Source organism: Sporosarcina sp. ACRSM, from assembly GCF_022346545.1.
Taxonomy (GTDB): domain Bacteria; phylum Bacillota; class Bacilli; order Bacillales_A; family Planococcaceae; genus Sporosarcina.
Genome location: NZ_JAKRNU010000017.1, coordinates 26,602 through 41,086, shown reverse-complemented (window position 1 = coordinate 41,086; position 14,485 = coordinate 26,602). Strand labels below are relative to the sequence as shown.

13 protein-coding genes are annotated in these 14,485 nt (G+C 44.6%); 8 read left to right on the top strand and 5 right to left on the bottom strand.

Features of this window, described 5'->3' with window-relative positions; genetic code table 11:
• Positions 1-170 precede the first annotated feature (170 nt).
• From spoVG to spoVT, 8 genes are all read left to right on the top strand, one after another.
• Entirely contained in the window at positions 171-455 is a 285-nt protein-coding gene (gene spoVG, locus MHZ95_RS19650) for a septation regulator SpoVG (protein WP_239392503.1), read from the top strand.
• A 253-nt stretch (positions 456-708) separates the two neighbouring features.
• Positions 709-2,079 (top strand): bifunctional UDP-N-acetylglucosamine diphosphorylase/glucosamine-1-phosphate N-acetyltransferase GlmU, encoded by a 1,371-nt coding sequence (gene glmU, locus MHZ95_RS19645; protein WP_239392502.1) that lies wholly within the window; start codon positions 709-711, stop codon positions 2,077-2,079.
• Positions 2,080-2,093: 14 nt separating this feature from the next.
• Positions 2,094-3,053: a ribose-phosphate diphosphokinase gene (locus MHZ95_RS19640; protein WP_239392501.1), complete on the top strand. Its 960-nt coding sequence runs from the start codon at positions 2,094-2,096 to the stop codon at positions 3,051-3,053.
• A gap of 80 nt (positions 3,054-3,133) precedes the next feature.
• On the top strand, positions 3,134-3,769 hold the full coding sequence (locus MHZ95_RS19635; RefSeq protein ID WP_239392500.1) for a 50S ribosomal protein L25/general stress protein Ctc: 636 nt from the start codon (positions 3,134-3,136) through the stop codon (positions 3,767-3,769).
• Positions 3,770-4,227: 458 nt separating this feature from the next.
• Positions 4,228-4,791 carry an aminoacyl-tRNA hydrolase gene (gene pth / locus MHZ95_RS19630; protein ID WP_239392499.1) on the top strand — a complete coding sequence of 188 codons (564 nt, stop codon included), beginning with the start codon at positions 4,228-4,230 and terminating at the stop codon, positions 4,789-4,791.
• A gap of 54 nt (positions 4,792-4,845) precedes the next feature.
• Entirely contained in the window at positions 4,846-5,076 is a 231-nt protein-coding gene (locus MHZ95_RS19625; RefSeq protein WP_239392498.1) for an anti-sigma-F factor Fin family protein, read from the top strand.
• A gap of 191 nt (positions 5,077-5,267) precedes the next feature.
• Positions 5,268-8,798 carry a transcription-repair coupling factor gene (gene mfd, locus MHZ95_RS19620; protein WP_239392497.1) on the top strand — a complete coding sequence of 1,177 codons (3,531 nt, stop codon included), beginning with the start codon at positions 5,268-5,270 and terminating at the stop codon, positions 8,796-8,798.
• Between the two features lie 90 nt (positions 8,799-8,888).
• Positions 8,889-9,425: a stage V sporulation protein T gene (gene spoVT, locus MHZ95_RS19615; protein WP_239392496.1), complete on the top strand. Its 537-nt coding sequence runs from the start codon at positions 8,889-8,891 to the stop codon at positions 9,423-9,425.
• Positions 9,426-9,476: 51 nt separating this feature from the next.
• Here the strand turns inward: spoVT and MHZ95_RS19610 are convergent, their stop codons facing one another.
• The 5 genes from MHZ95_RS19610 to MHZ95_RS19590 all read right to left on the bottom strand — a co-directional run bounded on the left by MHZ95_RS19610 (position 9,477) and on the right by MHZ95_RS19590 (position 14,450).
• A complete protein-coding gene (locus tag MHZ95_RS19610; RefSeq protein WP_239392495.1) occupies positions 9,477-9,944 on the bottom strand; it encodes a GNAT family N-acetyltransferase in 468 nt (155 codons plus the stop codon).
• A 100-nt stretch (positions 9,945-10,044) separates the two neighbouring features.
• A complete protein-coding gene (locus MHZ95_RS19605) occupies positions 10,045-10,719 on the bottom strand; it encodes an ABC transporter ATP-binding protein (protein WP_239392494.1) in 675 nt (224 codons plus the stop codon).
• Position 10,720: 1 nt separating this feature from the next.
• The gene (locus MHZ95_RS19600; protein WP_239392493.1) at positions 10,721-11,755 is read right to left on the bottom strand and encodes an ABC transporter permease; all 1,035 of its coding nucleotides are present in this window, start codon (positions 11,753-11,755) and stop codon (positions 10,721-10,723) included.
• A gap of 197 nt (positions 11,756-11,952) precedes the next feature.
• Positions 11,953-13,275, bottom strand: coding sequence for a gluconate:H+ symporter (locus MHZ95_RS19595; protein ID WP_239392492.1), 1,323 nt, complete (start codon positions 13,273-13,275; stop codon positions 11,953-11,955).
• Between the two features lie 338 nt (positions 13,276-13,613).
• Complete coding sequence (locus tag MHZ95_RS19590; protein WP_239392491.1) at positions 13,614-14,450, bottom strand: class II fructose-bisphosphate aldolase; 837 nt, start codon at positions 14,448-14,450, stop codon at positions 13,614-13,616.
• Between the last annotated feature and the right edge of the window lie 35 nt (positions 14,451-14,485).

The following is a 14,485-nucleotide window of genomic DNA, read 5'->3' as shown; positions in this document are numbered from 1 at the left end:
TTTTTTTCCCATCCCGCCACATCTCAAATACGCTTACGTTTTGATTTATTTTCAAAAAAACAGCCGTTTTAGAAAAAGTTTTTGAAAAATTTTGTTTTCACGGGAGGAAAACGCTTACTTTTGTGGAATATAGACGTCATGCGTTGTAATGATAAAAGGAGTGGTAACGGATGGAAGTAACGGATGTAAGGTTGAGAAGAGTAGAAACGGACGGTAGAATGAGGGCGATTGCCTCCATTACGATTGATGATGAGTTTGTCGTTCACGATATCCGTGTCATTGACGGGAACGAAGGATTATTTGTCGCAATGCCAAGCAAGCGTACACCGGATGGGGAATTTCGGGATGTAGCACATCCGATCAATTCAAATGCACGGACAAAAATTCAGGATGCAGTGCTTGCCGCCTATCACGCTTCAGCCAAGGAGGAAGTGCTTGAAGGGGCAGGTGCATGAGTACGATCCGTATGGAGCATGTATTTTCATATGAAAGGGAAGGGGCTGCCTGTTTGTAAAAATAGGCGGCTTTTCACATAGAGAGTCCCCGTTGGAAAAAGTGGTAAAAAACGAGATTAATAATGATAAGAGATTACAAACCGGTTGTCAAGAGGTATGTAGTTGAAAAAAAGCCTGAATTCAGCTATAGTCAATATTGAAAACAGTAAAGAGGAATTGTTTTCGATTCCTTATCGATGATGGGGGCAAACAAATGACAAATACATACGCCATCGTCCTCGCCGCAGGACAGGGTACACGGATGAAATCCGATTTATATAAAGTGCTTCATCCCGTTTGTGGAAAACCGATGGTCGAGCATGTCATCGACCATATACACGGTCTAGGCGCTGACCGAATCGTGACGGTTGTCGGACATGGAGCGGAAGCGGTAGAAGAAAAGCTTGGCCAGAAGAGTGAATACGTACTGCAACAAGAGCAACTAGGCACCGCGCACGCCGTCCAGCAGGCGGAGGCGTTGATTGGGAGTCTGGAAGGCACCACGCTTGTCGTTTGCGGTGATACGCCACTCATCCGCTCGGAAACGATGGAGGCATTGATTGCCCATCACAATGCAACTGGGGCTAAAGCAACCATTCTGACTGCCCATGCGGATGATCCGACAGGATACGGAAGAATCATCCGGGGCGAAGATGGAGAAGTCCTTCGAAATGTTGAACAGAAGGACGCAACAGAAGAAGAAAAGAAAGTAACGGAAATCAATACAGGAACGTATTGTTTTGATAACAAGGCGCTATTTGAAACATTGAAAAAGGTGAAAAATGACAATGCCCAAGGGGAGTATTATCTTCCGGATGTTGTCGGCATTTTACAATCCGAACATGCAAGGGTATCGGCTTTTGTAACGGATGATTTCAGCGAGACGCTCGGTGTCAATGACCGCGTTGTACTGGCTGAAGCGGAAAGCGTGATGCGACGCCGTATTGCTGAAAAGCATATGCGCAATGGCGTCACGATCATCAATCCCGACAATACGTATATTAGCGCCGCTGCGGAAATCGGACGGGATACGCTCCTCCAACCGGGCACAATGATTGAAGGACATACCGTTATTGGTAAAAATTGCACAATCGGACCAAACAGTCAAATTGTTGATAGTGAAATCGGTGACGGGACATCCGTTCATTCATCGGTCGTTCTTGCGAGTAAAATTGGTGCAGCTACGACAATCGGTCCCTTTGCACATATCCGACCGGAATCCGCACTGGGCGACAAGGTGAGGATTGGCAACTTTGTTGAAGTGAAGAAATCGACAATCGGAGACGGCAGTAAAGCATCCCATTTGAGCTATATCGGTGATGCTGAGGTTGGGTCCGGCGTCAATTTCGGCTGCGGTACGATCGTCGTCAATTATGACGGGAAGCATAAACACATGACGACTGTTGAAGACGATGCATTTATCGGCTGCAACTCCAATCTCATCGCTCCGGTGAACATTGGAAAAGGTGCTTATATAGCTGCTGGTTCAACTATTTCAGAAAATGTCCCAGAAAGTTCACTTGCAATTGCGCGTGCACGACAGGAAAATAAAGAAGACTATGTAAAGAAACTAAAACTCAAATAAACAGGGGGACCATGATGGCTAATCATTATCCAAACGATAAACTGAAGATATTCTCTTTGAATTCCAACGAATCACTGGCAAAAGAAGTGGCGGAGGCAATCGGGCGGCCGCTCGGTCAATGTTCCGTAAAACGATTCAGTGATGGAGAAGTGCAAATCAATATCGAAGAAAGTATCCGAGGCTGTGATGTATTTGTCATCCAGTCGACATCGAACCCTGTCAATGAGAATTTGATGGAACTGTTGATCATGATCGACGCGCTAAAACGTGCTTCTGCACGGACTGTCAATGTTGTTATGCCTTATTACGGATATGCGCGACAAGACCGCAAAGCAAGATCACGTGAACCGATCACTGCGAAGCTTGTTGCCAATCTGTTAGAGACAGCTGGTGCAAATCGTGTTATCGCGATCGATCTACATGCGCCGCAAATTCAAGGATTCTTTGATGTTCCGATCGATCACCTCGTCGCCGAGCCGATCTTGACGGAATACTTCAAAGGAAAAGGCTTCAACCGGGAAGAACTTGTCATCGTTTCGCCGGACCACGGTGGGGTAACACGTGCTCGGAAAATGGCAGATCGTATGAAAGCCCCTATCGCAATCATCGATAAACGCCGCCCGCGTCCGAACGTTGCAGAAGTGATGAACATCGTCGGGAATGTAGAAGGGAAAACAGCCATTCTTATTGACGATATCATCGATACTGCAGGCACAATTACAATCGCAGCGAACGCTTTAATCGAAAGTGGAGCAAAAGAAGTGTATGCTTGTTGTACACACCCTGTGTTGTCCGGTCCTGCTATCGAACGGATCGACAACTCAAAAATTAAAGAATTGGTCGTTACAAATTCAATCGAACTTGCGAAAGCGCAAGCGTCTCCGAAGATTCAACAGCTTTCAATTGCCAAGCTTTTAGGTGATGCGATCGTTCGTGTATTCGAGGAGAAGTCCGTCAGTACGCTGTTTGATTGATTGGTGTGTGTTTCATGTCGTCTGTCATGGGGTATTTATGCTTTAGAATAACTTTTTCACAGGAAAGGTGACTAAACAATATGAGTACAACAATTCAGTCGGAACTAAGAGAAGCAACAAAACAATCAACATTAACAGAATTACGTAAAGAGGGAGTCGTTCCATCCGTCGTTTACGGCTTTAAAACAGAATCGATACCGATTGCTGTTAAAGAGCGTGACCTCTTAAACACATTGCGCGAAACAGGTCGCAATGGCGTTATGAGATTAAACGTAGATGGCAAAGATTTAAATGTCGTCTTGAGTGATTATCAATCTGATGCATTGAAAGGGACAATCGTCCATGCAGACTTTTTGGCCATCAATATGACCGAAGAGCTTGAAGTGAACGTACCCGTCCATCTCACAGGGAATTCCATAGGGGAAAAAGAGGGCGGCATTCTTCAGCAGCCGAATCGTGAAGTGACGATTAAAGTGAAACCTTCGGATATACCAGAGACTTTTGATATTGATATTTCGGACTTACAGATTGGTGAAACGATTACAGTAGCGGATATCCGTGAAAAGTCCCAATATGAAATCATAAGCGAAGATGACCATGCACTTGTTCTGATCTCAGCACCGCGCACGGATGCGGAGATAGAGGCACTTGAAGGGGATGCAGAAGCGACAGCGGCTGAACCTGAAGTGATTGGTGAAAAACAAGACGAAGCGTAAAGCACAAAAGCGTCGGGAGTCCGAATCCCAGACGTTTATAGAGCGCACGGATTTCCGTGCGCTTGTTTTCTGTTTTAACTTGATTCAGCAGAAGTCCCCCACGTCCATAAGTGGCGGGATGAATGCCAGAATGCATTTCAATCAGAGGGAGTCCAAACTTCCCGCTGATTCAAGTTAAGCCTCCGGCGGATGTCACAGATTTTGAAAGGAGTTAATTGCGAATCGAACGGCGAAGGGTTCGATTTGCCGTATTTCTGTGTTCTTTGCAGAAATTAAGGCATCAGCCATGAGAAAGCGCAATTCAAAATCTGGACGCAATTACGCCGAGGCGTAATTGATCTTCCTTAAACTTGTATGAAAGCAAGTGAAGGAAGGTAGTCTAAAATCAGATTAGTTGCGATAAGCATCAAGCTCCATTAAAAAATTGGACGCAATTGATGAAAAGGAAGAGGAAATCGATGAAAATGATCATTGGACTCGGGAATCCGGGGAAACAATATGAAAGAACACGTCATAATGTGGGCTTCCACGTTATTGATGCGCTTTATGACCGTTTATCGGCCCCTGCCATGCAGTCTAAATTCAATGGCATGTATACAGTCATCCATCGCCCGGAAGGCAAGGTGATGCTTGTGAAGCCTCTCACCTATATGAACCTATCCGGGGAGTGCGTCCGTCCGTTGATGGATTATTATGATGTGGCTGTTGAGGATATCGTTGTTCTCTATGACGATCTCGATATTGCACCGGGGACGATCCGTTTACGCCAAAAAGGAAGTGCGGGAGGACATAACGGGATGAAGTCGTTGATTGCACATATTGGAACCGACCAATTCAATCGAATCCGGATCGGTATTGGGCGTCCAACAGGCGGTATGAAAGTAGCCGATTATGTATTGGCGCCATTTGCTCAAGAAGAGATCCCATCTATTGAAGAGATGGTTCAGAAGAGTGCCTCCGCTTGTGAAGCATGGTTGAACCGACCATTTCTTGAAGTGATGAACGACTATAATGGCGTCTAACGAATAATGGGGACGTCTCTCGCCTATACTTTGAGAAAAAGGGGCGGGATGAAGATGGCAATCCATTATAGATGCAGGCATTGTAAAACTGAAATCGGGACACTCCCATTCGAATCGGCGAAAGACACGATTCTGGAGCTTCAAAAGTTGGATGAAGGGGAAGAAGAGCGGTTTCTCACAGTGGAACAGGACGGAAATTTGACAGTTCGTTGCATATGTGAACAGTGTGAACAATCGCTTCTACGTTTTCCGGACTATTATACGCTCAGCAAATGGCTTCAATAGGTTGTACGCTTTGGCGCTAGATGGCGTTCAAAGCTTTTTCTGCATATGAACTTGCTTCAGCGGAAGTCCCTCGCAGGGGCTTTCGTAGCTGAGGCTTCGCTTTCCGTACAAAAATATTCGCTGAATGAAGAGAAATGATACAGAGTCGCGACGACTCTTAAAATGAACGCTGGAAAGGATGTGCCACACTAATGGAAGCGCTTATAGATTTGTTTTTACAAGAAAAAGAGATTGGCAAATTGAAAGAAGAGTTACAGGCGGGAAAGGATTGTCAGCTAATTGCGGGGTTGTCCGGAGGGGCTAAGTCGATATTTTTTAAAGCGCTTCAACAAACTCTGGAAAAGCCCATACTCATCATCTCCCCCAATTTATTGCAAGCGCAGCGTACGTATGAAGACCTTGTGAAGATGCTTGGCGAGTCGTTCGTTCATCTATATCCTGCGGAGGAATTGATTGCGGCGGACTTCTCCGTTTCGAGTTATGAGCTTCGTGCACAACGGATCGATACATTAGATCATATGGCGAGGGTTGGTAAAGGGATTTACATCACGCCGATTGCGGGGATGAAAAAATGGTTGCCGACAAAAGAACAGTGGTTGTCTAGTGCATTGTTCACTAAAGTTGGGGAAACGATTGACATTGACGAGTGGCTCGTTCAACTTGTCGCCATGGGGTATACGCGGCAAGACATGGTGACTGCGCCAGGTGAATTTGCGGTACGTGGCGGTATTTTGGACTTGTATCCGTTATATATGGATGATCCGGTCCGAATCGAATTATTCGATACCGATGTCGATTCAATCCGGACATTTTCGGCGGATGACCAGCGCTCGACAGGCAAGTTGGAGGACATTACAATCCTTCCGGCAGCTGAGTTCGTTTGGTCGGCCCAATCGTTAAGGGACATCGCAGAAAAACTGGAGCACTCGCTTGGAAACAGTTTGAAGAAAATGAAAGACGTCAATGCGAAAGAACAAATGACATTACATATAACGGGCGATATCGGGTTAATGAGAGATGGCATCGTACCCGAGAATATGTTGAAATATGCTTCTTTCGCGTCGGAAGCGGCATCCTTGGAAAGTTATTTCCCGAGTGATGGCATCGTTCTATTCGATGAAATCGGCAGGATTGTAGAAGTCGTATCCTCTTTGGAATCAGAAGAAAAGGAATGGATCATCACATTGCTAGAAGACGGGAAGATTGTGCACGATGCCAAAATTTCCTTCTCTTTCGATGAAGTGAACGCAATGTTGGAGCAACGAAGAGTCTATCTATCTCTGTTTATCCGTTCCATACCGGGAATTACCATTAAGAAAAAGGTGACATTCTCCTGTAAGCCGATGCAGCAGTTTCATGGGCAGATGAATTTACTGAAAAATGAGATGGAGAGATGGCAACAAGGCCGGTACAATGTGTTTATCATTGCGGATGGAGCAGAGCGGATGCAGCAAGTACAGGCGATCCTGCAAGATTATGATATCACTGCGAAACTCGATGGAACATCTGCTAAAGAAGGGTCGATCGCCATTCTCGACGGTGATTTGTCGGCAGGATTTGAATTGCCTTTACAACAAGCTGCCGTCGTAACGGATGCGGAATTGTTTCAAGGCAAAGCGAAACGTAAAGCACGTCCACAAAAGATGACCAATGCTGAACGAATTAAAAGCTATTCGGAGATTAAACCGGGCGATTATATCGTTCACGTCCATCATGGAATCGGGAAGTATTACGGGGTCGTTACACTTGAGGTCGGCGGTATCCATAAAGATTACTTAGATATCCGCTATCGCGGGGAAGATAAGTTGTTTGTCCCTGCAGATCAAATTGATTTGATACAGAAATATGTTGCTTCCGGTGAAAAAGAGCCCAAATTACACAAGCTTGGCGGGACGGACTGGAAGAAGACGAAAAGTAAAGTATCGGCAGCCGTCCAAGACATAGCAGATGATTTGATCAAGCTCTATGCGAAGCGGGAATCGGAAAAAGGCTATGCATTTGCACCGGATGACGATTTACAACGATCCTTTGAAAATGCATTTCCTTATGATGAAACGGACGATCAGCTCCGTTCCATTAAAGAAATAAAACAGGACATGGAAAAAGAGCGTCCAATGGATCGGCTGCTATGTGGAGATGTTGGATACGGAAAAACAGAAGTGGCCATCCGAGCCGCGTTCAAAGCGGTAGCAGACGGCAAGCAAGTTGCATTTCTCGTACCGACAACCATCTTGGCACAACAGCATTACGAAACGATGAAAGAGCGCTTTTCAGGCTTTCCGGTTGAAGTTTCACTGCTGAACCGTTTCCGGACGAAAAAACAACAGACGGAAACATTGAAAGGCTTGAAAGCCGGTTCAATTGACGTTGTCGTAGGAACCCATCGCCTGTTATCCAAAGATGTTGTATATCAAGATCTTGGCTTGCTTATTGTAGATGAAGAGCAACGATTTGGCGTTACGCATAAAGAAAAAATTAAACAGTTGAAAACGAATGTCGACGTCCTGACATTAACGGCAACGCCGATACCGCGTACGCTTCATATGTCGATGCTCGGTGTACGGGACTTATCCGTCATCGAAACGCCGCCATCTAACCGTTTTCCAGTCCAGACGTATGTGATGGAGCATAATTTTGCCCTTGTTCGGGAGGCGATTGAACGGGAAATGGCTCGCGGTGGGCAAGTGTTTTATTTATACAACCGGGTAGAGGATATGGCGCGAAAAGTGGATGAGATTAAACAACTTGTACCGGATGCACGTGTCGGTTTCGCTCACGGACAAATGGGAGAGGCTGCACTTGAATCGATTATTCTGAGTTTTCTAGAAGGTGAATACGATGTGCTTGTCACAACGACCATCATCGAGACAGGCATCGATATTCCGAATGTCAACACGCTAATCGTTCATGATGCTGACCGTATGGGCTTGTCGCAACTGTACCAGCTTCGTGGCCGGGTTGGTCGTTCCAACCGTGTTGCGTATGCGTACTTCCTTTACCAGCGTGACAAAGTGCTGACAGAGGTCGCAGAAAGCCGTCTACAAGCGATTAAAGAATTTACCGAGTTAGGGTCTGGCTTTAAAATTGCGATGCGTGACTTGTCGATTCGTGGGGCAGGAAACTTACTCGGTTCCCAGCAGCACGGCTTCATTGACTCGGTCGGTTTTGACCTGTATTCGCAAATGTTGCAAGATGCCATTGAAGAGAAACAGACAGGTATTGCGAAAGCGGATATCCCCGATGTCGAAATTTCTTTACCGGTCAATGCTTATCTTCCAGACGAGTATATCCGTGATGGTTTCCAAAAGATCCAAATGTACAAACGGGTGAAGGCGATCGACAGCGTAGAGGATTATACAGAGCTTGTCGATGAAATGACGGACCGCTTCGGCGATTTACCGTTAGAAGCCGATCTATTGCTCCGTATCGCACGTATAAAAGCCTGGGGACGCAAGGCAGGCGTCGAGTCGATTAAAAAACAGCAACACCAAATCGAAGTGCGGATGTCACCGGAAGGAACTGCCGAAACTGATGGTGCTAAACTTGTCGAAGACTCCATGCAATTCGGGCGTGCAGTCGGATTTTCCATGGAGAATAGTCAGTTGGTGTTAACCGTTGACGAACGCCATACAGGGCAGAAGACCGAATTCGATATTTTAGAGGAGATCATGCAACTTCTCCAATCGTCTAAAAAGGAAACCGCTGTTATTGATTCCGTCTAAAGGACGTCTTGCATAAAATGTCCATGTATGATGCATACTAAAACAGAAATGAAGTCGATTTTTAATTTTGTGGAAAGTGAGGCATCATGCATGAAAGCAACAGGAATCGTCCGCAGAATCGACGATCTGGGAAGGGTAGTTATTCCGAAGGAAATCCGGCGGACATTACGTATCCGCGAAGGAGATCCACTTGAAATTTTTACCGACCGGGACGGCGAAGTAATCTTGAAAAAATACTCACCCATTTCGGAACTAGGGCAATTTGCCAAGGAGTATGCAGAAACGTTATATGAAACACTCGGTACTCCTGCACTGATTAGTGATCGAGATGAAATGCTTGCTGTGTCCGGTTTATCAAAGAAAGATTATTTGAACCGTCAGCTATCTCCGGACGCTGAGGAACTCTTGGCAGGCAGAAAAATCGTCACAGAAAAACTGGAAAAAGCGGTGGAATGGGTGCCCGGACAAGTTGAGCAAGTCAAATCGTATTGCGTAGCACCGATTGTGGCAGCCGGTGATACGATCGGCGCTGTCTACCTTTTATCGAAAGTGCATTTTATCGGCGAACCGGAACAGAAGGCCGCTGAAACAGCTGCACACTTTTTAGCAAAACAGATGGAACAATAGAAAACAGCCCGCATGCACCGGATTTTTAATCGGTTCGTGAGGGCTGTTTCTTTATAACTTTTTCATCATGGACACAACTGGTAAGGAAAGCCCATTTGGTTTGGAAATCGTTTCTTCGTCATAGATGTGGTAGCCGATTGAACGGTATAAATAAATGTTTTTAGGCACAGTCGCGCGAACTTTGCAACGTATGACGTTCCTTCCTTGTTCAAGGGCATAGGACTCCAGTGATTGCAAAAGCTTCTTAGCCAGCCCTCGTCCTTGCTTTTCGGGCAATACAGATAACCGGTAAAAGTAGACGCCATTTTCATCCAGTCGAAAACGAACCATTCCGACAGGTTCTTCATTCATCGTACAAATGAGGGCTTGTTCCCCATCTTCCAAAGCGAGTGTTATCGATTGTACCGTTTCTTCTAATGCACTGGAAGGGGGAGTTTCGACTTTGTATGCACTAAATGCTTGAATCATTAAGTTGTGAATCACGGGTGCGTCCGCTGCTTTGGCCGATATTATTTTCATTGAACCCCTCCTTGTTTTAAGTAAATATACAATTTTAGGGATTAATATTCAATCAGTTCTTATACATTGAACGAATTAGATCGGTTCATGTGGGAGATTTTTATAAAATCAATCCATCTTTCATCGTAATAATACGATCCGCGTATGGGAGCATTTCTTCGTCATGCGTCACCATTAGCGTTGTGATTTGGAGCGTTTTCGTCAATTTGCGCATCAATGTCATGACGTCTTTTGATCTTTTCGAGTCAAGGCTCGCCGTCGGTTCATCTGCAAATAATATTTTGGGCCTGTGAATAATGGCACGTGCGATGGCCACACGTTGTTTTTCGCCGCCTGAGAGTGAAGAGGGGAAAGCGTTTTTTCGATGGTTCATGTCGACCCATTGGAGAGTCTTTTCAATTTCCTCTTTTTGTGCACGTTTGCTTAATTTTGTTTCCGAGACGTCTAACATTAGCAGCAATTGTTCTTCTACTGTTAGAAAAGGGACAAGATGGGAGGACTGAAAGACAAAACCGAACTCACTTGCCCGGATTTTCCGGATTTGCTCCGGGTTCATATCCGTCATGCGTTTTCTTTGGAAAAGGATTTGACCGTCAGTGGCACTTTGGAGTCCGGCGGCAATAGTCAGGAGCGTACTTTTTCCGGATCCTGATGCGCCTATCAAAGCCGTGATTTCCCCCTCTTGAAGGGAGAGATTGATCCCTTTTAATACTTGTTCATCCACTTCGCCGTTCGTAAATGTTTTTGTCACTTCATTGATTGTGAAAATGGTCATGTTACACCTCTCCTTGTTGGATAGCTTGTAGGGGTTCCACTTTTTTAATTTGAAGGCCGGAAAGTGTTGCACCGATAAATCCGATCATCATGAAAAGAATAGATAATTGGATAGTTGTTTTCACTGTTAAACTGAAAGGCATACTTTCAGGCGCAATCATTGTAAAGACCTGGCTTAACAATACGGAGAAGGCGAGTGCAATACACGTGATGACAATCATTTGGTACCACATCATGTTAAACAATTTGCTTGTTTTTACGCCGATTGCTTTCAAAATCCCGTACAATCCGATTTTTTGTACATTCATCATGTAGAAGAAAATGGCGAACAACATGCCGCTAATGACGACTAAAAACCAAATAATCATATTGAGGGACATTTGTTCTGCATTATAACTTGGTATCGTGTTGAGAAACTCCTTGTTTGAAAAAGCTTGTAGGGATGAGATGACTCCGACCTTGTCATCTCCTGGTATGAAGATCAATTGCATTTCATGGACACGATACATTTCTTTGTAATTGTCCATGTTAATGAAAGCAACGGGCGCGTGGCTATATTTTTGTTGATCGACAAAGCCTTTCACTATAAATTCTCCACTGAATTGATTGTTTGTCAAAATATCTCCAACTTTGATACCGACATCTTCCAAAGAACGGTCTAAGATGATTTCTCCACGTCCGACCGACGCAAACAACTCGGAATCGGTAGAGGTGACAAAAGCGACACTATGCTGTTTGTCGCCCGTGTCATTAACAAAACCCATTTGAATGGAAAGGGCAACTGCATCTTTCTGTTCAGTCAATAAGTTCGCCTGTATGTCCTCATCGATTCTTGAAAGATTGTATGTTTCATTTGCATTGGCATTCATAAAAAATTGTCCATCTGGCAAGTTTTTTATGAGGGCTGCATTATCTTGAGAAAGCCCGTTTGATAATCCAGAAATAATAAATGTTAAAAAACTGACTAGAAAAATGATGGAACCTAAAATCATAAACTTTCCTTTGTTCTTCTTCATTTCTTTCCATGCAATATTCATTGGCACGCCTCCGTTTTTTCTTGATAACTCAAGTGTATTCCCGTTAAATGAACGGAGGATAAATGGAAAGTGAACGGAAGATGAACGGAACTTTACAAATTTCAAAGAGTGGATGTACTGACACACGTTTGTTACCTCAATACAAAAAAATGCCTTCTTTCTATCGTCTATGCGATAGAAGAAGGCACTTTTGGTTATTAAGAGACAAACATATTGATCAGTAAAACACCTGCTAGCCCTACGATGGACAGAATTGTCACCATGATGGACCAAGTTTTGATCGTTTTCCCGATGGAAAGATTAAAGTACTCTTTGTAAATCCAGAAACCTGCGTCATTAACATGGGAGAACGTGATACTTCCTGCACCGGCAGCTAACACCATCAGTTCCGGGCTAACACCGGTGATCCCGACAAGCGGCGCTGCAATCCCTGCTGCTGTCATCCCTGCTACAGTAGCTGAACCGACAGCAACTCGTAAAATAGCGGCAATCAACCATGTGAGAAGGAGTGGAGAAAGTGTCGATCCTGCCATGATATCGGCAATGTATTGGTCAATATGACTATCGATCAATACTTGTTTGAATGCACCACCACCTGCAATAATGAGGAGAATCATGGCAATTCCGCTGACAGCTTCAGCAACGGATTGCATGACCTCTTTCATCTTCTTGCCTCGATTCAAGCCAAATGTAAAGAAGGCAAGAATGACGGAAAGGAGCAATGCGACATTTGGATTACCGATAAAGTCAAAGAACGGCATAACGGCAGATTCTGGAACTGCAATCTCGACAATGACTTGTGAGGCAATCAAAATGACTGGCATTAAAGAGGTAAGTAGACTTGTTATAAAGCCTGGCATTTCTTCTTCTTTAAATTCTTTCGGATTGAATAGTTCTTTCGGAATTTCCACTTCTAAATCTTCTTTTTTGAACAACTTCGTAAACACCGGACCGCCGATAATGATAGCAGGAATGGCAATAATGACTCCATAGATCAACGTTTTACCGATGTTTGCTTCAAATACACTCGCAACCGCAGTCGGTCCAGGGTGCGGTGGAACAAAGCCATGCATCGTAATGAGTGCGGCGATAACAGGCATTCCGATGTAAAGAATTGGTACGCCGGCTGCAGTCGCAATCGTAAATACCAAAGGAATTAAGACAACGACCCCAGTTTCGAAAAACAGGGCAATCCCTACGACAGAAGCGGTTAAGACTGCCGCAAGTTGAACTCTCTTTTTCCCGAAAGATTGAATAAGAGTCGTTGCAATCCGTTGTGCCCCACCTGAATCGGTCATTAACTTACCGAGGATTGCTCCAAAAATGATGATCATCGTCAGACTTCCAAGTGTCCCACCTAAACCATTTTGAACAGATGTAATCGCGTCAATGGGCGACATTCCTTCTAATATCCCAACTACTAAGGCAACAAGAACTAAAGAGATAAATGCATTTAATTTAAATACAATCATCAATAGAAGTAATATTGCAACTCCTATACAGATGGATACTATCGGCATCGTATTTTGTCCTTCTTTCGTTGTTTGTTTTTGCTCTATAGATTATTAGTTTTACCTTCATTCAGCAAATGCTTTTGTACTGAAAGCGAAGCGTCAGCTACAGAAGACTCCCACCTCTATAGGTGGAGAGATGACTGCCGGTTTTGTTTCCTGTTCAGAGGGTGTCCAAACGCCCGCTGAAAGAAGATAAAGCCTCCGGCGGATGTCACAGATTTTGAAAGGAGTTAATTGAGCTTTGCTCAATTCAAAATCTGGACGCAATTACGCCGAGGCGTAATTGATTGCGCCAGTAGGGGACTTGAAGAGAAGGTAACCCTACTGACACGTTAAGGCTCATTTTACTTGTTTGCAAATAACCGAACAAATTTCGTCATGACGGGCTCCATAGCTTGTTGCGTTTCGGCCATCACCGTCGATAGGTGGACCATTGTTTTATCATCAAAGTAGTTTTGTAAATAGGAAACGGCCGCCATGGATACTTCTGTATTCACATTGATTTTGCAGATTCCAAGTTGTACCGCTTGTTTGATGATATCATCAGGTGTACCTGAACCTCCATGAAGGACAAGGGGAACAGTGACAGCCTGGTGAATTTTTTCTAACAGCGCCAAGTCAATTTTAGGTTCTCCTTTGTACATCCCGTGAACCGTTCCGATAGCGGCCGCCAAAAAGTCGACACCGGTCGCATTGACAAAGTCTTTTGCAGATTGTGGGTCCGTCAATGTACCGTCGCCTTCTTCTTCGTCTGAGAAATCCCCTTTGGCTAACGAACCGATCTCCGCTTCGACAGATACACCGGCCATATGGGCAATTTCTGTAATCTCTTTTGTCAGGCGGATGTTTTCCTCTAAATCATAGTTGGAACCGTCGAACATCACGGATGTAAACCCGCAACGGATGGCACGGATAATTGATTCTTTTTCATAGGCATGGTCTAGGTGAAGTGCAATCGGAACAGAAGATTTTGTCGCCAGCGCTTGAACGAAAGCAGCAAACCCTTCAACGTCAACTGTCGGGAAATAGCGTTCCCCCAATGCGATAATGACCGGCTGATTTTCCTGCTCCGCAACACGTACGGCTGCTTGAACCGTTTCTAAATTGTATACATTGAAGGCGGCAACGGCGTATTTTTCCTGCTGTGCACGCTGTAAAATTTCTTTGGTGTTTACTAACATGTGAAATGGCCTCCATCTCTTCCTTGAAGAATCAT